This window comes from Amaricoccus sp., assembly GCF_047602525.1.
Classification (GTDB): Bacteria; Pseudomonadota; Alphaproteobacteria; order Rhodobacterales; family Rhodobacteraceae; genus Amaricoccus.
Genome location: NZ_JASGHB010000001.1, coordinates 3,342,627 through 3,361,571, shown reverse-complemented (window position 1 = coordinate 3,361,571; position 18,945 = coordinate 3,342,627). Strand labels below are relative to the sequence as shown.

Genomic DNA, 18,945 nt, shown 5'->3' with positions numbered 1-18,945 from the left:
GGGAAGCGGCAGGGTCGGGCGAGACTCAAGTCGGAGGACGAGATGCGCGTGATGCTCACGGGACTTTGCCTGCTGCTGGCGCAAGCCGCCCATGCGGAGGACACGATGCCGGGAATGGCCAAGGGCGCGATGCCCGGGATGGCCGCCGAGGCGCCGGGGCCGTTCGATGCGGTGATGCAGACGATGCACGCGGCGATGATGGTGCCGCCGAGCGGCAACGTCGACGTGGACTTCGTGCGGGGCATGATCCCGCACCATCAGGGCGCCATCGACATGGCGAAGATCGAGCTGGAGCAGGGCAAGGATCCGGAGATCCGGGCGCTCGCCGAGGGGGTCATCGCGGCGCAGGAGAAGGAAATCGCGCAGATGCAGGCATGGCTGGCCGCGCACGGAGGATAACGGCCTGACGCGTCGAATTACCTGCCACCGGCCGCTCGCCAGCCCCTCGCGGGCGAGCAGTCGTGACTCCAGGATGATAGATCCGGCAAGCGACCGCCCGGACATCCTGCGGGGCGGCCTCCGGTTCGGGCGCCGCTATCCGATATGAACCCCGGCGATCTCAGCGCGCTTCCAGCGAGCGAATGCGCGAGATCCCTGATCTCACATCGAGAACGACGTGCCGCAGCCGCAGGATGCGGTGGCGTTCGGGTTGCGCACCACGAACTTCGCCCCGATCAGCTCGTCGGAAAAGTCGATCTCGGCGTTGGCGAGGAACGGCAGCGAGACCGGGTCGATCAGCACCCGCGCCCCGTCCTTCTCCAGCACCAGATCGTCCTCGGCGGCATCGTCGAGCTTGATCTCGTACTGGAACCCCGAGCAGCCGCCGCCCTCGACGGCGACGCGCAGCGGCTGCACCGCCCCGATCTCGCGCAGGCGGGCGAAGGCGCGGTCGGTGACGCGCGGCGGAATGGCGAGCATGGCCCGGACCTCTGGACAACTGTTGCCCCGAAGATAGGAGCCGCCGGGCATTGCGGCAAGGCCGGGCTCAGCGCCGGGTCGCGACGATGAACAGCCGCGGGAAGGGCAGGAGCACCGTCCCGTCGGGCAGCGCCGGATAGGCCGTCGCCACCGCTGCCTCGTAGGCCGCGAGAAACCCGGCCCGCTGCCCGGCGTCGAGCGGCGCGAGAAACGGCCGGAGCCCCGTCCCCTTCAGCCACTCGACGATCCCCGCCGCGCCGGCGAGCGGGTGATGGTACGTCGTCCGCCAGAGGTCGAGCCGCGCCCGGCCGTGCAGCAGCCGGGCATACCACTCCACCGGGTGCCGCGGCGTTCGCAGCGCCGCGGCGTCGCCGATCGACGGCGCCCACGGGCCCCCGGCCGCCACCTCGCGCATCAGGCGGTGCGACGGTTCGTCGAGATTGTCGGGCATCTGCACCGCCAGACTGCCGCCGGGCGCCAGCCGATCGACGAGCGCCGGAAACACCCGATCGTGCGCCGGCACCCACTGCAGCACGGCATTCGCGAGGATCAGGTCGAAGGGCCCCGGGTCGTCCCACGCCGCCAGATCCGCCTCGACCACCTCCACCCCCGGCAGCCGCGCCCGCGCTGCGGCCACCATGTCGGGCGAGCTGTCGAGCGCCGTGACCCGCGCCGCCGGCCAGCGGGTGCACAGGACCTCGGTCGAGTTGCCCGGCCCGCAGCCGAGATCGACCGCGCGCCCCACCGCGCCCGGCACCCGCGCCAGCAGCTCGACGCAGGGCCGGGTGCGCTGGTCCTCGAATTTCCGGTACTGCGCCGCCGACCAGTCCATGCCGCCAGCATCGCGCGCCGGCGCCGGGACCGCAACCACGCCGGCTTGTCGCGGCCAGCTTGTCGCGGTTGCGATTCGGGTCTAGATACGGCGGCCATGCGACGGATATTCGACATGGACGACCGGGCCCGCCTCCCCTGGCGGTTCTACGGCAGCACCCACGGGATCCTCGCCCGCGGCTGATCGCGCGCCGTCGCCTGCCACCAAGCCTGCCCAAACCAGAAGTCGAAGCCATCCTCGCGGGAGGAAAGCATGTCCGCTCCGAAAACTCTCTATGACAAGATTCTGGGACGCCCACCTCGTCGACGAGGCGTCCGACGGCACCTGCCTGCTCTACATCGACCGCCACCTCGTCCACGAGGTGACGAGTCCGCAGGCGTTCGAGGGGCTGCGGATGACCGGTCGCAAGGTGCGCGCGCCCGGCAAGACCGTCGCCGTTCCCGACCACAACGTTCCGACCGACATCAACCGGGCGAACGGCATCGAGAACGAGGAAAGCCGCATCCAGGTCGAGACGCTGCGGCGGAACGCGGCCGAGTTCGGCGTCGAGATCTACGACGTCGCCGACGTGCGGCAGGGCATCGTCCACATCATCGGCCCGGAGCAGGGCCTGACCCAGCCCGGCATGACCATCGTCTGCGGCGACAGCCACACCGCGACCCACGGCGCGTTCGGGGCCCTCGCCCACGGCATCGGCACGTCGGAGGTCGAGCACGTGCTCGCCACCCAGACGCTGATCCAGAAGAAGTCGAAGAACATGAAGGTCGAGGTCCGCGGCGCGCTCGGCCCCGGCGTGACGGCGAAGGACATCACCCTCTCGATCATCGGCGAGACCGGCACGGCGGGCGGCAACGGCCACGTCATCGAATACTGCGGCGAGGCGATCCGCGCCCTCTCCATGGAAGGCCGCATGACGGTCTGCAACATGGCGATCGAGGGCGGCGCCCGCGCCGGCCTGATCGCGCCGGACGAGACCACGTTCGAGTACGTCCGCGGCCGGGCGCACGCGCCGAAGGGCGGCAACTGGGAGATGGCGCTCGCCTACTGGCGCGGGCTCTTCACCGACGAGGGCGCGCACTTCGACCGCGAGCTGATCCTCGAGGCCGCCGACATCGCCCCGGTCGTGACCTGGGGCACGAGCCCGGAGGACGTGCTGCCGATCACCGGCATCGTGCCCAACCCGGAGGACTTCACGGGCGGCAAGGTCGACGCCGCCCGGCGGTCGCTCGAATACATGGGCCTCGTCCCCGGCACCCGGCTGCAGGACATCGAGATCGACACGGTGTTCATCGGCTCCTGCACCAACGGCCGCATCGAGGACCTGCGCGAGGTGGCGAAGGTGATGGAGGGCCGCCGCGTCAAGGACGGCATCCGCGCGATGATCGTCCCCGGCTCCGGCCTCGTCCGGGCGCAGGCCGAGGAGGAGGGCATCGCCCAGAAGCTCATCGAGGCGGGGTTCGACTGGCGCATGGCCGGCTGCTCGATGTGCCTCGGGATGAATCCCGACCAGCTCGCGCCGGGCGAGCGCTGCGCCTCGACCTCGAACCGCAACTTCGAGGGCCGGCAGGGCCGCGGCGGCCGCACCCACCTGCTTTCGCCCGGGATGGCGGCGGCGGCGGCGATCACCGGGCGGCTGACCGACGTGCGCGAGCTGATGTGACGGTGCGCGGCCGGGCGCGGCCTGCGCCCGCCCGGCCGCCCGCCTCCGCCACGGCCCGATGACCGACGCCTCCCCCCCTTCCAGCCGCGGCTGGCGCCGCGAGGTCGACGGCCTGCGCGCCGTCGCCGTGCTGCCCGTCATCCTGTTCCACGCCGGCGTCCCGGCCTTCGCCGGCGGCTATCTCGGGGTCGACGTCTTCTTCGTCATCTCGGGATTTCTCATCACCGGGATCCTCGCCCGCGACCTGCGCGCCGGGCGCTTCTCCATCGCCCGCTTCTACGAGCGCCGCGCCCGGCGCATCCTGCCGGCGCTGACGGTCGTCCTTCTCGCCTGCATCCCGTTCGGCCTCGCCTGGATGTCGCCGCCGGAGCTGAAGGGCCTCGGGCAGGGCATCCTCGCCACCGCGCTCTCGGTCTCGAACGTGCTGTTCTGGCTGCAGCTCGACTATTTCGGCCCCGACGCCCACCGCCTCGCGCTGCTGCACACGTGGAGCCTCGGGATCGAGGAACAGTTCTACATCCTGTTCCCGCCCCTCCTCGCGCTGCTCTGGCACCACCGGGCACGCACCGCCATCCTCGCCGTCGCGGGGCTCGCCAGCCTTGCCGCCGCCGTGTGGATCGAGACGCGCCATCCCTCGGCCGGCTTCTTCCTGCTGCCGTTCCGCGCGTGGGAGCTGCTGCTCGGCGGCCTCGCCGCGCTCGCCCTGCCCCGCCCGCCGCGCGGCGCCGACGCGCTGGCGGCGGCGGGCCTCGCGGCCATCGTCGCCGGCATGGCCGCGGCGCCGGCCGGCCTGCACCTTGGCGTGCTGCCGAACGTGCTCGCCTGCGCCGGCACCGCCGCGGTCCTGGCCTGCGCCCGGCCCGGCGCATCCGCCACCCGGCTCCTGTCGCTGCCGCCGCTCGTCGGCATCGGCCTTGTCAGCTATTCCGCCTACCTCTGGCACCAGCCGATCCTCGCCTTCGCCCGCATCCGCTTCGGCGACGCGCTGCCGCCCGCGGTGCTCTTCGCGCTCGGCGCCGCCGCGGTGCTGCTCGCCTGGCCGACCTGGGCCTTCGTCGAGCGGCCGTTCCGCCGCCCCGGCGGCGCGCCGTCGGCCCGGGTCCTCGCGGTGGCCGGCGCCACCATCGCCGGCCTCGCCGCGCTCGGCCTCGTCGGGATCGCCACGAACGGCCTCGAGGCGCGCAAACCCGCGGCCGTGCGCGCCATCCTCGCCACCGTCACCGACACCAACCCACACCGCGAGACCTGCAAGACCGGCCTCACCGACCCGAACCCGGTGCACCCGCGCCCCGGCTGCCTCGTCGACGGCTCGGCGCCCGCCGTCGCCTTCTGGGGCGACAGCCATGCCGACGCGCTGCAGGGCGCCTTCTTCACCGCGGCCGAGGCCGAAGGCTTCCGCTTCTACTCCGTCACCCGCAGCGCCTGCCCGCCGGTCCCCGGCCTCGACCGCACCAGCGACGCCGCCTCGCCCGCCTGCGACGCCTGGGTGCGCGGCGTCGAGGACTACGTGGCGCGGTCGGACTTCCCCGTCGTCGTCCTCGCCGCCCGCTGGACCGCCGGTACGGCGCCGCACGGCTTCGACAACGGCGAGGGCGGCGCCGAGGGGCAGCCCGGCGACGTCCTCACGCCGCTCGGCCAGCCGGTGCCGCCCGACCGCGAAGCGGCAGTGATCGCCACCTATGTCCGCGGCATCGAGGCGCTGCTCGCCGGCGGCCACCGCGTCGTTCTCGTCTATCCGATCCCCGAGGCAGGCTGGAACGTCCCGGAAGAGCTCGCCCGCCGGCGCGAGGCCGCGTCCGGGCCGGTGACGCTCACCACCGACGCCGCGGCCTATGCCCGGCGCCAGGCGGCGGTGATCGCCGCCTTCGACGCCATCGACAGCCCGAACCTCTACCGCGTCCGACCCGCGTCGATCCTCTGCGACACGCAGGTCCCGGGCCGCTGCCTCAACAGCCTCGGCGACCGGCCGCTCTACTTCGACGACAACCACCTGAACAATTTCGGCGCCGGCCTCGTGATGCCCGAGGTCATGCGGGCGATCGACGCGGCCCGGCGCAGCCTTTCCTGATCGGACGCGCTTTCCATCTCCTGCGCAATTTTCTAAGGTCCGGAATAAATCAATCAGGGGGAACCGCCATGTCCGAGTCTATCCACGAGCCATCCCCGGAGACCGCCGCCCACGCGCACATCGACGCGTCGGGCTACGTCGAGATGTACCGTCGTTCTGTTGAGGATCCGGAGGGGTTCTGGCGGGAGCAGGGGGAGCGGCTGGAGTGGATGACGCCGTTCACGAAGGTGAAGGAGACGTCGTTCGCGTATCCGGACGTGTCGATCAAGTGGTTCGAGGACGGCCGGCTCAACGTTTCGGCGAACTGCATCGACCGGCATCTCGCGACGCGGGGCGAGCAGACGGCGATCATCTGGGAGAGCGACGACCCCGAGGTCGCCGAGCACATCAGCTACCGGCAGCTGCACGCCGAGGTCTCGAAGCTCGCCAACGTGCTGCTGTCCCTCGGGGTGGGCAAGGGCGACCGGGTGGTGCTCTACCTGCCGATGATCCCGCAGGCGGCCTATGCGATGCTCGCCTGCACCCGGATCGGCGCGATCCACTCGATCGTCTTCGCCGGCTTCTCGCCCGACGCGCTGCGCTCGCGCATCGAGGATTCCGGCGCGAAGCTCGTCGTCACCGCCGACGAGGCGCCGCGCGGCGGCCGGCGGACGCCGCTGAAGGCCAACGCCGACAAGGCGCTCGCCGGGCTTTCGGGCGTGAAGCAGCTGGTGGTCCGGCGCACCGGCGGCGACATCGCGTGGACCGAGGGCCGCGACATCTGGCTGCACGAGGCGATGGCGGGCGTCGAGGCGGACTGCGCGCCGGTGGCGATGGCGGCGGAGGACCCGCTGTTCATCCTCTACACCTCGGGCTCGACCGGCCAGCCGAAGGGCGTCGTGCACACCACCGGCGGCTATCTCGCCTATGCCGCGCTGACCCACAGGTACGTCTTCGACTACCACGACGGCGACATCTACTGGTGCACCGCGGACGTCGGCTGGGTGACGGGGCACAGCTACATCGTCTACGGGCCGCTGGCGAACGGGGCGACGACGCTGATGTTCGAGGGGGTGCCGACCTGGCCGGACGCGGGGCGGTTCTGGTCGGTCTGCGCCAAGCACAGGGTCAACATCTTCTACACCGCGCCGACGGCGATCCGGGCGCTGATGGGCCAGGGGCGCGCGTGGGTGGACGCCCACGACCTCTCGAGCCTGCGCATCCTCGGCTCGGTCGGCGAGCCGATCAACCCGGAGGCGTGGAACTGGTACGACGAGGTGGTGGGCAAGGGCCGCTGCCCGATCGTGGACACCTGGTGGCAGACCGAGACCGGCGGCATCCTGATCACGCCGCTGCCCGGCGCGATCCCGACCAAGCCCGGCTCGGCGACGAAGCCGTTCTTCGGGGTGAGGCCCGTGGTGCTCGAGCCGGGCACCGGGGCGGAGATCACCGCGAACCCGTGCGAGGGGGTGCTCTGCATCGCCGACTCGTGGCCCGGGCAGATGCGCACGGTCTGGGGCGACCACGCGCGTTTCGTCGACACCTACTTCAGCCAGTACAAGGGGTTCTACTTCACCGGCGACGGCTGCCGGCGGGACGCGGACGGCGACTACTGGATCACCGGCCGGGTCGACGACGTGATCAACGTCTCGGGCCACCGCATGGGCACGGCGGAGGTGGAGAGCGCGCTGGTCGCCCATCCGAAGGTCGCCGAGGCCGCCGTCGTCGGCTACCCGCATTCGATCAAGGGCCAGGGGATCTATGCCTACGTCACGCTGATGGCGGGCGAGGAGTACACCGAGGCGCTGCGCAGGGAACTGGTCGCCTGGGTGCGCCAGGAGATCGGCCCGATCGCCAGCCCCGACCTGATCCAGTGGGCCCCGGGCCTGCCCAAGACCCGCTCCGGCAAGATCATGCGCCGCATCCTGCGCAAGATCGCCGAAAACGACTATGCCGCCCTCGGCGACACCTCGACCCTCGCAGACCCCACCGTCGTCGACGACCTCATCGACAACAGGATGAACCGGGCATGAGCCTGCGGATCGCACTCGCGCTGCCGGTGCTGCTCGCGCTGGCCGCCTGCGACACCGGCGCGGCGCCGGCAGTGGGCGACGCGGCCGGCGACGGCATCGCCTTCCCCGTCGCCGACGACACCTGCGGCGCCAGCCACCTGCAGGGGCTGGTCGGCCAGCAGGCGAGCGCGGCGAACGGCGCGGCCTTCACCGGCGCCTTCCGCGTGCTCTACCCGGGCGAGAGCGGCGGCCCGATGTTCCGCTCGGAACGCACCACCGTACGGATCGACGACGCAAACCGCATCGCCAAGGTGCAGTGCGGCTGAGGCGGCGATGGTGCCGCCCGGACCCCAGCGCCCGGGTTGCCAAGCCCGCGGCGCTGTGGTTGCCTCGCGGCCGTCCCGCCTCCCCCCTGAAAGGAACCCGCGCCCATGTCCCGCCTCCCGCTCGTCGGCCTCGGCCTCCTCCTGGCGCTCGGCGCCTGTGCCGAGCTGAAGAAGCCGGGCGACGCGGCCGCGCCGGCGGAAACCGCTGGCGGCACCTGCCCGGCGGACGCGCATCAGGACTGGGTCGGCAAGCGCGTCGACGTTCTGAACGAAGTCGAGCTGCCGAAGGGCACCCGGGTGCTCTTCCCCACCACGCCCGCCACGATGGACTATCGCGAGGAGCGGATGAACGTCAGCGTCGACAAGACCGACAGGATCACCCGCGTCTTCTGCGGCTGACGGCCGGAGCGCGGTTCGTCCCGGCAGAGCCGGGCCGTCCGCTCTGGAGCCTTGAACTGGCGCAATATCTCGACCGCCGGACGATTCCGCCCGGTTGGATATTGCCCTACCGCAGGAAGCCCATGCTGAACCGGGGCTCCAGCCGCTCGACGCTAAGCCAGGCCGCGAGCCGCTCCGGGTCCGGCACGCCGAATTCCTGCGTGCCGGTCTCGGCCGCCGCCAGGCCGCCGGCGATGAACAGGGCGTCGAGCCCCTCGCCCATCGCCCCGAGGATGTCCGTGGCGATGCCGTCGCCGACGCAGAGGATCTCGTCCTCGCGCGGCGCCTCGCCGGTCAGCGCCGTGACCTTGCGCCGCGCCAGCGCATAGATCGGCGAATGCGGCTTGCCGAAGTAGTAGGCGCGCCCGCCCGCCTCCTGATACGCCTTGGCGATCGCGCCGGCGCAGTAGATCCGCCGGTCGCCCACGTCGACGACGATATCCGGGTTGGCGCAGAGCAGCTTCATCCCCCTGGTCTTGCCGTAGAGGATCGTCGCGCGATAGTCGTCCGGCGTCTCGGTCCGGTCATCGAACAGCCCGGTGCAGACGATGCCCTCCGCCGCCTCGAGCGGCACCCGCTCGACGTCGAGCGGCCGCCCCTCGGCATCGCGGAAGAACACGAGGTCGCGCTCCGGCCCGATGTGGTGGACCCGCCGGCCGAACGCCCCGGCCTTCAGCGCCTCCTGTGCCGCGTCGCCCGACGAGACGATCAGGTCCCAGCACGAGCGCGGCGCCCCGAGCCCGTCGAGCTGCCGCGCCACGTCGCCCGCCGGCCGGGGCGAGTTGGTGACGAGCGCCACTGTGCCACCCCGGCCGCGGAACGCCTCGAGCGCCGCCACCGCCGCGGGAAACGCCTTCACCCCGTCGTGCAGGCACCCCCAGAGGTCGCAGAACAGCGTCCGGTATCCCGGCCCGACGTCCTCCAGCGACTGGATGATCTCGGTCATGCGCGCGTCTCCCTGTCCACGCCCCCGAGCTAGCGCATTCCGCCGGCGGACGCAAAACCGGCGAGGCCACCCCCGCTGCGGCGCGGACACGCGGCAGGGGCCGTCGGGGACCGGCAGAGATCTCCCCGGAGGTCGCCGCCGCCGTCGCCTGCGGGGTGCGCTCGTCCTACTGCAGGTCGCCGAACGCTGCCTGCAGCCGGCGCACCGCCTCGTCGATCCGCGCCCGCGGCGTCGCGAGGTTGAAGCGCATGAAGCTCTCGCCGCCGAGGCCGAACGTCGCGCCGTGGCTCGCCGCGATCCGCGCGGTGCGCTCGACCCGGGCCTGCACCTCTTCCGCCGTCATGCCGGTGCCGGCGAAGTCCACCCATGCAAGATATGTCCCCTCCAGCCGCATCGACCGCACGCCGGGAATCGCGTCGACGCCCGCGTCGAACGCCGCCGCGTTGCCGGCGAGATACCCGCAGAGCGCGTCCACCCAGGCGTCGCCCTCCGCATAGGCCGCCGTCGCGGCCAGCACGCCGAAGCGGTTCGGACTGCCGCCGCTCGCCATCTGCACGGCGGCAAAGCGCGCCCGCAGCCCTTCGTCCGGGATGATGACGTTTCCCGTCAGCGCGCCGGCGATGTTGAAGGTCTTGGTCGGCGCCGTCAGCATCACGAGCCGCTCCACCACCTCGGGCGCCGCCAGCGGCATCGCCACGTGCCGGCCGCCGGGCATCACCAGATCGTGGTGGATCTCGTCCGAGATCAGCAGCAGGTCGTGGGCCGCACAGAAGTCCGCCAGCGCTCGCAGCTCCTCCCGGCTCCACACCCGCCCGCCGGGATTGTGCGGCGAGCAGAGCACCACCACCTTTTCCCGCCCGGTCAGCGCCCCGGCGAGCGCGTCGAGGTCCATCTCGTAGCGGCCGTCCCGCTCCACGAGGGGCGACTGCACCAGCTCGCGCCCGTTCGCCCGGACGATCCGGTGGAAGGCGTGGTAGACCGGCGTGAACAGGATCACCCCGTCGCCCGGCGCGGTGAACGCCTGCAGGCACAGCGCGAAGCCGGCGACGAGCCCGTGGGTCGTGGCGATCGACGCGGGCTCCACCTCCCAGCCGTGCCGCCGCGCCATCCATCCCGCGACCGCCGCCTTCCAGTCGGCATCGCCGCCGAAATAGCCGTGGACCCCGTGCCGCACCTCGGCCTCGAGCGCGGCACTGACGGCGGCCGGCGGGCGGAAGTCCATGTCCGCCACCCACATCGCGAGCCCGTCCTCCGGCGCAACACCATAGAGCGGCTGCATCATGTCCCACTTCGAGCAATGCGTGCCGCGCCGGTCGATGATCTCGTCGAAGTCGAACATGGGGGGTCCTCGCGCCTGACGGTCCGCCTTCGGGCCTACTGCGCCGGGGCCGGCGCTTCAACCCCGCGCCGGAACGCCGGGTCGCGGCGCGAGTTGACCGGTGCGACGGCCCCCCCTAGGGTGGCCGCCCGCCGGCGCCTGTCGCAGCAGCGCCGCGCCTGCCAAGGAGCCCGCCCATGCCGACCCGCCGCGACGGACTGAAACTCCTCCTCGCCGCGAGCCTCCTGCCGCTCGCAGCCTGCGGTGGTGGCGGTGGCGGCGGCGGAACGGCCGCGCGCTCCGCCGGCGGCGACGTGCTCGACGTCGCGCGCGCCAACGGCGCCCGCCGCTTCGTCGGCGCGCTCGGCAAGGCCGGCTTCAGCGAGCGCCTTTCCGGCCCCGGCCCCTACACGCTCTTCGCCCCGACCGACCGGGCGATTTCCGCCGCGGGCCTGCCGTCCGACCCCGGCGCGCTGTCGAAGCTCGTCGCCTATCACGTCGTGCCGGGCGACTTCACCGTCGCCTTCCTGTCCGGCGTCGACATCAATTATACGACACTCGCGGGCACCAGCCTCAACGTCGACGGCACCGGCAGCGGGCTCACCGTCAACGGCGTTCCCGTCACGCTCGCCGACCTCGAGGCCTCGAACGGCGTCGTCCACCTGATCGGCGGCGTACTGAAGCCGCGCTGAGCGGCCGGAGGATCCGGCGCCCGGCCGGGGTCGCTCCGGCGATCACGGACACGCGGTCGCCGCCCGCAGAGGCGGACTGTCGTGCAGCCCGTGGAGAGATTGCTCAGAACCGCAGTTCGTAGCTGAGCCCGTAGCCGCTGCCGCCCGGGCCCTTCGTCACCTGGATGCCGGTCGAGAAGAACCCGAGCGCGGCGCCCGCCACCACCTGCAGCAGATCGTGCTCGTCGGCATCGAGCCGCGAGGCGGCGACCAGCACCGCCGCGCCGCCGGCCGTCGCCGCCACCCAAGGGTTGCCGGGGGCGCAGTGCAGCATCAGGTCGCCCGCGCCGGAGAACGCCGTGACCGCATGGCCCGAGGGAAACCCCTCGCTCTCGCCGTTCGGCCGCTCGTTGATCCGCGAGTCGCCGAGGCCCTTCTTCAGGCCCTCCGTCACCACCGCGGCCGTGCCGAGGCCGACGGCGTAGCTCGCCAGCCGGTCCTGCTGCCAGGCGCATCCCGCCGCCGCCGCGGGCAGCGCCCAGCGCAGCACGTCGCCCGTCGTCTCGAAGGCATCCCCTGCCGCCGCCGGTCCTGCCGCCATCGGAACCGCCACCAGCGCGGCCACCGCTGCCAGAGCCATCCGTCTCATTTTTCTTCTCCTGCCTGCCTGTCGTCCAGCAACCGCCGGATACGCGCCATATCAACCGGATCGTCCGGCCGGCTCAACGCCGCCGACAGCGCCTCGAGCGAGGCGATGGAATGGCAGGCGCGAAAGCTGTCCACATGCGGCAGGATCGCCCGGATGCCGCGGGCGCGCGCGCTGAACCCGTCCCAGCGCAGCAGCGGGTTCAGCCAGATCAGCCGCCGCGCCGACAACTGCAGCCGCTCCATCTCGCGCGCCAGCCGTTCCGGCTCGCCGCGGTCCAGCCCGTCGGTGATGAGCAGCACCACCGCCCCCTGCCCGAGCACCCGCCGCGACCAGTCGCGGTTGAAGGCGTGCAGCGCCTCGCCGATCCGCGTGCCGCCCTCCCAGTCCTCCGCCTCGCGGCCCGCCGCCGCCAGTGCCGCGTCGGCGTCCCGCTGCCGCAGGTGCCGCGTGACGTTGGTGAGCCGGGTGCCGAAGGTGAACGCGTGGACCTGCGCCCACCCCGCGCCGCGCGCATTCGCCGCCGCGTGCAGGAAGTGCAGCAGCATCCGGGAATAGGACGACATCGACCCGGAGATGTCGCAGAGCGCCACCAGGTTCGGCCAGCGCTGGCGCCGCGCCCGGAACACCAGCCGCTCCACGTCACCGCCCGAGCGCAGGCCCGCGCGCATCGTGCCGCGCCAGTCCGGCACCCGGCCCCGCGCGCTCGGCCGCGTCCGCCGGCTGGCGAGCGGCTCCACCGGCAGCGCGAGCCGCGCGATCGCCCGCTTCGCCTCCGCCGCCTCGGCCGGCGACATCTGCTCGAAATCGAGCCGCTTCAGCCGCTCGTCGGCGGAGAAGGTCAGCGTCGCGTCGAACTCGACCTCCTCGCCCGCCTCCGGCTCCGGCCGCGGCAGGTGCGCGCCCTCGACCAGCGCCTCCGCCGCCCGCCGCTCCCCGGACTTCGGCGCCGCCGCCGGCACCATGCCCCGCACGGTGGGCAGGAGCAGCCCCATCATGTGCTCGTCGAACCGCGGATCGCGCCAGAACAGCCGGAACAGCTCGCCGAACACCGCCCGATGCTCCGGCCGCGAGATCAGGCTCGCCTCCAGCGCCGCCTGGAAATCCCCCCGATCCCCGAGGCCCACCGCCTCGACCGCCCGGATCGCGTCGATCACCCGCCCCGTCCCCGCCGGCACCCCCGCCGCGCGCAGCGCCCGGGCGAAATGCGCGATGTTGTCGACGAGCCGGCCGTTCCCGGCACGATGCGCCTCCGCAATCGTCACCATTGCAGAGACCATCGCAGAAGTGGTAATCTTGCGCCATTCAACGCCGTGCCTGAGTCACCTGCCAATTCCCGGACGCCGGACTTTCCATCCGCGTCGAAATTCATTGTGGAACACTTCAGATGAAACCCGTCTTCGTCGCTCTCGCGGCCGCCGCTGGCGTGACCGCAACTGTCCTTCCTGCCTTTGCCGACTTCCTCGACAAGCCGATCATCGTCGAGGTGCGAGAGGCCAGCACCGGCAACCTCATGCCGGCTCAGGTCCGCACCGTCCATCACGGCGGGTATGTCTGGACCGACGACCAGACCGGCCCGGACGGCACGGTGGCGCTCGATCCCGCGCAGTGCTGGCGCGACGCCAACCTGCACCTGACGGCGATCCCGGAAGACATCACTTACGACAAGGGCTTCCGGACCTGCTACGATCCGCAGCCCATCGTGATCTACGTCCGCCCGAAGTCCTGACCCGCAGGCGCTGGCGCCGCTCATCCCGCCGCCAGCGCCGCCTCGGCCGCGTCGAGCAACCGCTTCGCCTCCAACGCCTGCAGCCGGGCGATGTCGTCCTGATACTTGAGCAGCGCGCCAAGCGTGTCGGCGATCACCTGCGGCGACAGCGCGATGGCGTCGAGCGCGACGAGGCATTTCGCCCAGTCGATCGTCTCCGCCACGCCCGGCCGCTTGAACAGGTCCTCGCCGCGCAGCGCCTGCACGAAGGCGACCACCTGCCGCGACAGCGTCTCGCCCGCCTCCGGCGCCCGCGCCCGCAGGATCGAGAGTTCCCGGTCGAAGTCGGGATAGTCGACCCAGTGATAGAGGCACCGCCGCTTCAGCGCGTCGTGCACCTCGCGCGTGCGGTTCGAGGTCAGGATCACGATGGGCGGCTCCGGTGCCCGGATGGTGCCGAGTTCCGGGATCGTCACCTGAAAGTCGGACAGCGCCTCCAGCAGGAACGCCTCGAAGGGCTCGTCCGTCCGGTCCAGCTCGTCGATCAGCAGCACCGGCGCTCCCTCGGGGTGCGGCTCCATCGCCTCGAGCAGCGGCCGGCGGATCAGGTAGTCGCCGGAGAACAGCTCCGCCGTCAGCCCCTGCCGGTCCATGCCGCCCGCCGCCTCGGCGGTGCGGATCGCCACCATCTGCGCCGGGAAGTTCCATTCGTAGACCGCGCTCGCGGCGTCGAGGCCCTCGTAGCACTGCAACCGGATCAGCCGGCGCCCCAGCCCGCTCGCCAGTGCCTTGGCGATCTCGGTCTTGCCGACACCCGCCTCGCCCTCGAGGAACAGCGGCCGCCCGAGCCTGAGCGCCAGGAACACCACCGTCGCGAGCCCGCGCCCGGCGACGTACCCCTCGCCCGCCAGCATCGCCTGCGTCGCGTCGATGCCCGCCGGAACCGCCTCGCCCATGTCTTCCTCCCCGCCGCGCAGCGTGCAGCCTTCGCCGTGAGACGGGACGGGGTCAAGGGCGGCCGGACCTGCATCCGCACGCTCGAAGCGGCGCCCTCGGGAGGCCGCCGCTTCGCCAAGGCGCAGAGCTTCCGATCCCGCACCCGCCAGGACCCCGCGCCGCGCCCGTCCGCGGGCGGGCCGACGCGCCTCCCCGGCAAGCGGCCCGCCCGTCGTCAGGTGAGCGGGGCCCGGCCGCGGCCCTGGATGCGCCCTCTCAGGTCGCCAGCACGTTCTGGAACTGCCACGGATCGTCCTCGTCGATCTCTTCCGCGAACTGCGCCCAGCGCGTCGCGATCGGCGTCCAGTCGGTATAGTGCGCCTCGATCCGCCCGAGGTATCGCCGCATCACGTCGAGGCAGAAGGCGTGGTCCATCTCCTCGGTCTCGACGATGCCGGCGTTCGGGTTCCTGAGCGCCCAGGCCATCCCGGCGATCACCGCGCTCGTCACCTGCAGCCCCGTCGCGTTCTGGAACGGCGCCAGCGCGCGCGCCTCCTGGATCGACAGCCGCGAGCCATACCAGAGCGCGTTCCGGTCATGACCGTAGAGCAGCACGCCGAGGCAGTCCTCGCCCCAGAGGATCTCGTTCTCGTCGAGGATCTTCAGCCGCTCCTGCACCACGCCCGAGCCCAGCATCTCGTGCAGGGACAGCACCGCCTGCCCGCAGGGATGATAGGCGTAGTGACAGGTCGGCCGGAACTCCGGCGCCGCCGGGTCGCCGACGGTGAAGTAATCCGAGATCGAGATCGCCTCGTTGTGGGTGACGAGAAAGCCGTACTGCGGGCCCGCCTCCGGGGTCCAGGTGTGGACCTTGGTGAGCAGGCCGGGCGTGTCGAGGTAGATCGCCGCCCGGCAGCCCTCGTCGAAGCTGTGCCCGTTCGGCGGGAACCACCGCTCGTGCGTGCCCCAGCCCAGTTCCGCCGGCTGGAAGCTCTCCGACACGAACCCCTCCACCGACCAGGTGTTGACGAAGGCGTGCAGGGGCTTGGCGTCGCGCCCGGCCTGGGTGTCGCGCTCGGCGACATGCACCCCCTTCACGCCGAGGTTCCACATCAGCCGCGCCCAGCCCGCGCGGTCCTTCGGCGGCGTCGCGTCCCGCCCGGTGTCCGCGGCGAGCCGCAGCAGCGCTTCCTTCAGCAGCCAAGACACCATCCCGGGGTTGGCGCCGCAGCACGAGACCGCGGTGGCGCCGCCGGGATTGGCCCGCGCCTCGGCCCGCACCTTCTCGCGCAGGGCGTAGTTCGTCCGGTCGGCCGGCGCGAGGGTCAGGTCGAAGTAGTGACCGGCCCACGGCTCCACCACCGTGTCGATGTAGGGAACCCCCATCTCGCGGCAGAAACGCATGATGTCGAGCGAGCTGGTATCAACCGACAGATTGACGCAGAAGCCCTTGCCGCCCTTGAAGAGCTGCCCGAGCAGCGCGCGGTAGTTCTCTTCCGTCAGCGCGTGGTGGATGAAATGCACCCCGCGCTGCTCAAGGAACGTGCGGTGCGTGTCGCTCGGCTCGATCACGTGCACGTCGTGGGGATCGTAGGTGAAATGCCGCTCGATCAGCGGCAGCGTCCCCTGACCGATCGACCCGAACCCGATGATGACCACCGGCCCGTCGATCCGGCCATGGTTGGGGTAGCTCTGCGGCATCTCGTCTCCTCCGGGTCCCGCCCGCCGCCGTTCTAGCCGACGCGCACGCCCGGGGGCCACCCCCGCGATGTTCCGATTGGGGGGCTCAGTCGTCGCGGCCAGCGGTTCCGAGCTTCACCGGCTCCGGGCCGGTCTGGCGCTGCTCGGCGGCGGCCCGGGCGGCGCGGCGCAGGTTTTCGCTCGTTGCCGCCGCGGCCTCGGGGGTCAGCGTCGCGACGGCGCCCTGCGGGCCGTCGAAGATCACGACCCCGGCCTCCGCGGCGGCGGTGCCGGGCGTGGAGCTGGCGTGGCGCCTGTCCTCGGGCTCACCCATTGGCCTTCCTCTCCCGCACGGCCCGCGCCGGCGACACGGCGATGGAAGCGCGCTCGACGTAGAGATACGCCGGATCGAACTCCCCGAGCCGCGCCAGGGCCCGGGGCTCGCGGATGTCGACGATCCCCGCGCGGACGGTGACGAGCCCCTGCTCCCGCAGGTCGCGGAGCACGCGGTTGACGTGGATGCTGGTGAGGCCGCAGACTTCGGCCAGATCCGGCTGGGTCAGCGGCAGCCCGAAGCGAGCACCATCCGACAGGCCGACGGCCCGCAGCCGCAGCTCGGTCTCGCAGAGGAAGTGCGCGACACGGCCATGCGACGGCAGGCGCCCGAGCTTGAAGATCCATTCCCGGTGGATCGCGGCGTCGAGCAGGGTCGAGAACCAGAGCTTTCGGGCCAGCGCCGGCTCGGCCGCGACGAGGGCGTCGAGATCGGCGTGGCGGAACAGCGCGACCTCGACCTCGGTCACGGTGGCGACGTCGTGGTCCAGCACCTTGAGCGGATAGCCGTGCAGGTCGACGAAGTCGCCCGGGACCTGGATCGAAACCAGCTGCCGGTCGCCATGGTTGTTGTCGATGTAGCGGCACATCGTGCCCCGCATCAGGTAGAGGCTGACGTCGATCGCCGTGCCATGGCGGATCACGGTGCGCCGCCGGCCGTAGGTGCGCGTCTCGGTGATCGCCGCCTCGAGGCAGGCCCGCTCGCGGTCGTCGAGCGTCGTCGCGCGCGAGCGCAGGAAGAGGGCGGTTCTGCTCATCGGCGGCCTCCGGCTTCGGCGGGCTGCGGGAGGCCCCCGCTCGGGCGACCCGTGCCGCCGCCGGCGAGGAGCGGCGTGGCGCGGATCACCTGCCGCAACCCCGGATCGACGTGCCGGGTTCCAGTCCCGAAGGACGTGATCGCCGCCGGCCCGGGCCGCGCCGAGCAGGCCGCTCTCGCAGGGACGGTCGTCGTCCCATCCGGGATGGTTGGCGATCGGATAGGGCCGCTGCCCGAGCCAGTGCAGGTTCGGCGCCTGCGGCAGGCTGCCCGGGTCGATCTTGACCACCGGCCCGACCATCACCACCGACCAGCCGGGCCGCGCCGCCGCAAGCCTGGCAACGAGCCCGAGATCGAGGCGCTCGTCGATCACGCCGGCATAGCCGAGGCGCGGGCCGGGGATCGCCCGCTGGTCGGCGGGCGGGAGCAGGCCGTCACGGGCTCGGTCGCGGGCACGGCGGAAATGGCCCTGGTCGACGCTGGACGGAAACGGGTGGATGTTGTCGTGCAGCCCACGCTTGGCCTCGAAGATCGCATGACCGCCGGTGAGCACCAGATCGGCGGCAGCCATCAGCGCGGCCTCGTCCTCCTTCAGGCCGGCGGGCGCGAAGTCGAAGGCGGGCAGCTCGTCCATGCAGTCGTAGACCACCGCGGCGGCACCGTCGGCGAATAGAACCAGAGCACCGGCGCCCGGACCCCGGGCAGCGCCAGCATCTGCGCGTAGAGGCCGGAGAGCAGCCGGGCGGCCTCGGACGGGGCGGCGCGATCGGGGACGCGGGGGCGGATGGCGGTGACGGAGGTGCCGTCGAAGGCATGGAATTCGAGATAGGGCAGATGATGCGTCGTCGGGATCGTCTCCTCGACGAACAGCACGCGACCGTGGCGGGCGAAGCGCTCCGGCGCCGATGGGGAGGCCGGGCGCGCCGAGCGCTGCCGAGCGGCCCGGGACGCCGCGGCGCCGACGGTCGGCGGCGCCACCGGCAGCGGGGCGCAGAAGTCCGAGATCGCCGCAATCCTCCCCACCGACGCCATCGCTCCCCTTGCCCCGCCCCTGTCAGCAGGTAGGCAAGGCAGCGGCGATGGCACCGTGAAAGGTACTGATCCAGATTAGGGATTCGTCCGTGGTCCGGCCGGAACCGCACAGCGCGGCGAAAGGTTGACCGGACTTCGGGCGCGGCAGCCCGGGAGGAGACATCCATGGCCGAGAAGACTCTCGACACCCTGTTCCACGACACCCTCAAGGACATCTACTACGCGGAGCGCGCGATCCTGAAGGCGCTTCCGAAGATGAAGCGCGGCGCGCAGTCGCCGGAGCTCAAGGAGGCGTTCGACACCCACCGCTCGCAGACGGAGACCCACGTGGAGCGGTTGCAGCAGATCTTCGAGATGCTGGGCAAGCGGGCGCAGGGCAAGACCTGCGAGGCGATCGAAGGCATCCTGGCCGAGGGCGAGGAGACGCTGGCCGAGTACAAGGGCACGCCGGCGCTCGACGCCGGGCTGATCGCCGCGGCGCAGGCGGTCGAGCATTACGAGATCGCCCGCTATGGCACGCTGAAGCGCTGGGCGACCATGCTCGGCATGGACGAGGCGGCCGAACTGCTCGACGCGACGCTGAAGGAAGAGAGCGAGACCGACGAGACGCTGACCGGCCTCGCCGACAGCGCCGTCAACGAGGAGGCGATGGCCCAGGGCTGACCGCCCGCCCGGCGGCGCGGGG

General features: G+C 72.0%; 19 protein-coding genes and 1 pseudogene. 9 read left to right on the top strand and 11 right to left on the bottom strand.

The window, feature by feature from the left end; translation table 11 throughout:
• Positions 1–42: 42 nt before the first annotated feature.
• Positions 43–399 carry a DUF305 domain-containing protein gene (locus QM699_RS17250; protein ID WP_415012258.1) on the top strand — a complete coding sequence of 119 codons (357 nt, stop codon included), beginning with the start codon at positions 43–45 and terminating at the stop codon, positions 397–399.
• Between the two features lie 201 nt (positions 400–600).
• Here QM699_RS17250 and QM699_RS17245 read toward each other — a convergent pair whose 3' ends face one another.
• Together QM699_RS17245 and tam are read right to left on the bottom strand one after the other, a co-directional pair.
• On the bottom strand, positions 601–918 hold the full coding sequence (locus tag QM699_RS17245; RefSeq protein ID WP_415012257.1) for a HesB/IscA family protein: 318 nt from the start codon (positions 916–918) through the stop codon (positions 601–603).
• Between the two features lie 67 nt (positions 919–985).
• Positions 986–1,789 (bottom strand): trans-aconitate 2-methyltransferase, encoded by an 804-nt coding sequence (tam, locus tag QM699_RS17240; protein WP_415012256.1) that lies wholly within the window; start codon positions 1,787–1,789, stop codon positions 986–988.
• 213 nt (positions 1,790–2,002) lie between these two features.
• On the opposite strand from tam, the pseudogene leuC reads away from it, so the two are divergent.
• The 5 genes and pseudogenes from leuC (at position 2,003) to QM699_RS17215 (ending at position 8,194) form a co-directional block, all read left to right on the top strand.
• Positions 2,003–3,410, top strand: a pseudogene (gene leuC, locus QM699_RS17235) (3-isopropylmalate dehydratase large subunit).
• Between the two features lie 58 nt (positions 3,411–3,468).
• Positions 3,469–5,478 carry an acyltransferase family protein gene (locus tag QM699_RS17230; RefSeq protein ID WP_415012255.1) on the top strand — a complete coding sequence of 670 codons (2,010 nt, stop codon included), beginning with the start codon at positions 3,469–3,471 and terminating at the stop codon, positions 5,476–5,478.
• Between the two features lie 68 nt (positions 5,479–5,546).
• Positions 5,547–7,490 carry an acetate--CoA ligase gene (gene acs / locus QM699_RS17225; protein ID WP_415012254.1) on the top strand — a complete coding sequence of 648 codons (1,944 nt, stop codon included), beginning with the start codon at positions 5,547–5,549 and terminating at the stop codon, positions 7,488–7,490.
• On the top strand, positions 7,487–7,795 hold the full coding sequence (locus QM699_RS17220; RefSeq protein ID WP_415012253.1) for an I78 family peptidase inhibitor: 309 nt from the start codon (positions 7,487–7,489) through the stop codon (positions 7,793–7,795). Before acs ends, QM699_RS17220 begins: the two co-directional genes overlap by 4 nt.
• 105 nt (positions 7,796–7,900) lie before the next feature.
• Positions 7,901–8,194, top strand: coding sequence for an I78 family peptidase inhibitor (locus tag QM699_RS17215; RefSeq protein WP_415012252.1), 294 nt, complete (start codon positions 7,901–7,903; stop codon positions 8,192–8,194).
• Between the two features lie 106 nt (positions 8,195–8,300).
• Here the strand turns inward: QM699_RS17215 and QM699_RS17210 are convergent, their stop codons facing one another.
• Positions 8,301–9,179 (bottom strand): TIGR01459 family HAD-type hydrolase, encoded by an 879-nt coding sequence (locus QM699_RS17210; RefSeq protein ID WP_415012251.1) that lies wholly within the window; start codon positions 9,177–9,179, stop codon positions 8,301–8,303.
• Positions 9,180–9,345: 166 nt separating this feature from the next.
• Complete coding sequence (locus tag QM699_RS17205; RefSeq protein ID WP_415012250.1) at positions 9,346–10,518, bottom strand: MalY/PatB family protein; 1,173 nt, start codon at positions 10,516–10,518, stop codon at positions 9,346–9,348.
• A gap of 176 nt (positions 10,519–10,694) precedes the next feature.
• Between QM699_RS17205 and QM699_RS17200 the strand changes: the two genes are divergently transcribed.
• Entirely contained in the window at positions 10,695–11,189 is a 495-nt protein-coding gene (locus QM699_RS17200) for a fasciclin domain-containing protein (RefSeq protein WP_415012249.1), read from the top strand.
• A gap of 103 nt (positions 11,190–11,292) precedes the next feature.
• Here the strand turns inward: QM699_RS17200 and QM699_RS17195 are convergent, their stop codons facing one another.
• The gene (locus QM699_RS17195; protein WP_415012248.1) at positions 11,293–11,817 is read right to left on the bottom strand and encodes a phosphatase PAP2 family protein; all 525 of its coding nucleotides are present in this window, start codon (positions 11,815–11,817) and stop codon (positions 11,293–11,295) included.
• Entirely contained in the window at positions 11,814–13,082 is a 1,269-nt protein-coding gene (locus tag QM699_RS17190; protein WP_415012247.1) for a vWA domain-containing protein, read from the bottom strand. The genes QM699_RS17195 and QM699_RS17190 overlap by 4 nt, the downstream gene beginning before the upstream one ends.
• A gap of 119 nt (positions 13,083–13,201) precedes the next feature.
• On the opposite strand from QM699_RS17190, the gene QM699_RS17185 reads away from it, so the two are divergent.
• Positions 13,202–13,543: a hypothetical protein gene (locus QM699_RS17185; protein WP_415012246.1), complete on the top strand. Its 342-nt coding sequence runs from the start codon at positions 13,202–13,204 to the stop codon at positions 13,541–13,543.
• A gap of 20 nt (positions 13,544–13,563) precedes the next feature.
• Here the strand turns inward: QM699_RS17185 and QM699_RS17180 are convergent, their stop codons facing one another.
• The 5 genes from QM699_RS17180 to QM699_RS17160 all read right to left on the bottom strand — a co-directional run bounded on the left by QM699_RS17180 (position 13,564) and on the right by QM699_RS17160 (position 18,251).
• Positions 13,564–14,478, bottom strand: a complete 915-nt coding sequence (locus tag QM699_RS17180) for an AAA family ATPase (RefSeq protein ID WP_415012245.1) — start codon at positions 14,476–14,478, stop codon at positions 13,564–13,566.
• A gap of 256 nt (positions 14,479–14,734) precedes the next feature.
• Positions 14,735–16,159 carry a homospermidine synthase gene (locus tag QM699_RS17175; protein ID WP_415012244.1) on the bottom strand — a complete coding sequence of 475 codons (1,425 nt, stop codon included), beginning with the start codon at positions 16,157–16,159 and terminating at the stop codon, positions 14,735–14,737.
• Between the two features lie 85 nt (positions 16,160–16,244).
• The gene (locus QM699_RS17170) at positions 16,245–16,472 is read right to left on the bottom strand and encodes a hypothetical protein (RefSeq protein ID WP_415012243.1); all 228 of its coding nucleotides are present in this window, start codon (positions 16,470–16,472) and stop codon (positions 16,245–16,247) included.
• Complete coding sequence (locus QM699_RS17165) at positions 16,465–17,877, bottom strand: helix-turn-helix domain-containing protein (protein WP_415012242.1); 1,413 nt, start codon at positions 17,875–17,877, stop codon at positions 16,465–16,467. The genes QM699_RS17170 and QM699_RS17165 overlap by 8 nt, the downstream gene beginning before the upstream one ends.
• Positions 17,820–18,251 carry a hypothetical protein gene (locus QM699_RS17160; protein ID WP_415012241.1) on the bottom strand — a complete coding sequence of 144 codons (432 nt, stop codon included), beginning with the start codon at positions 18,249–18,251 and terminating at the stop codon, positions 17,820–17,822. Before QM699_RS17160 ends, QM699_RS17165 begins: the two co-directional genes overlap by 58 nt.
• Positions 18,252–18,425: 174 nt before the next feature.
• Here QM699_RS17160 and QM699_RS17155 point away from each other — a divergent pair, with 174 nt between their 5' ends.
• Positions 18,426–18,923 (top strand): ferritin-like domain-containing protein, encoded by a 498-nt coding sequence (locus tag QM699_RS17155; protein ID WP_415012240.1) that lies wholly within the window; start codon positions 18,426–18,428, stop codon positions 18,921–18,923.
• Positions 18,924–18,945: the final 22 nt, after the last annotated feature.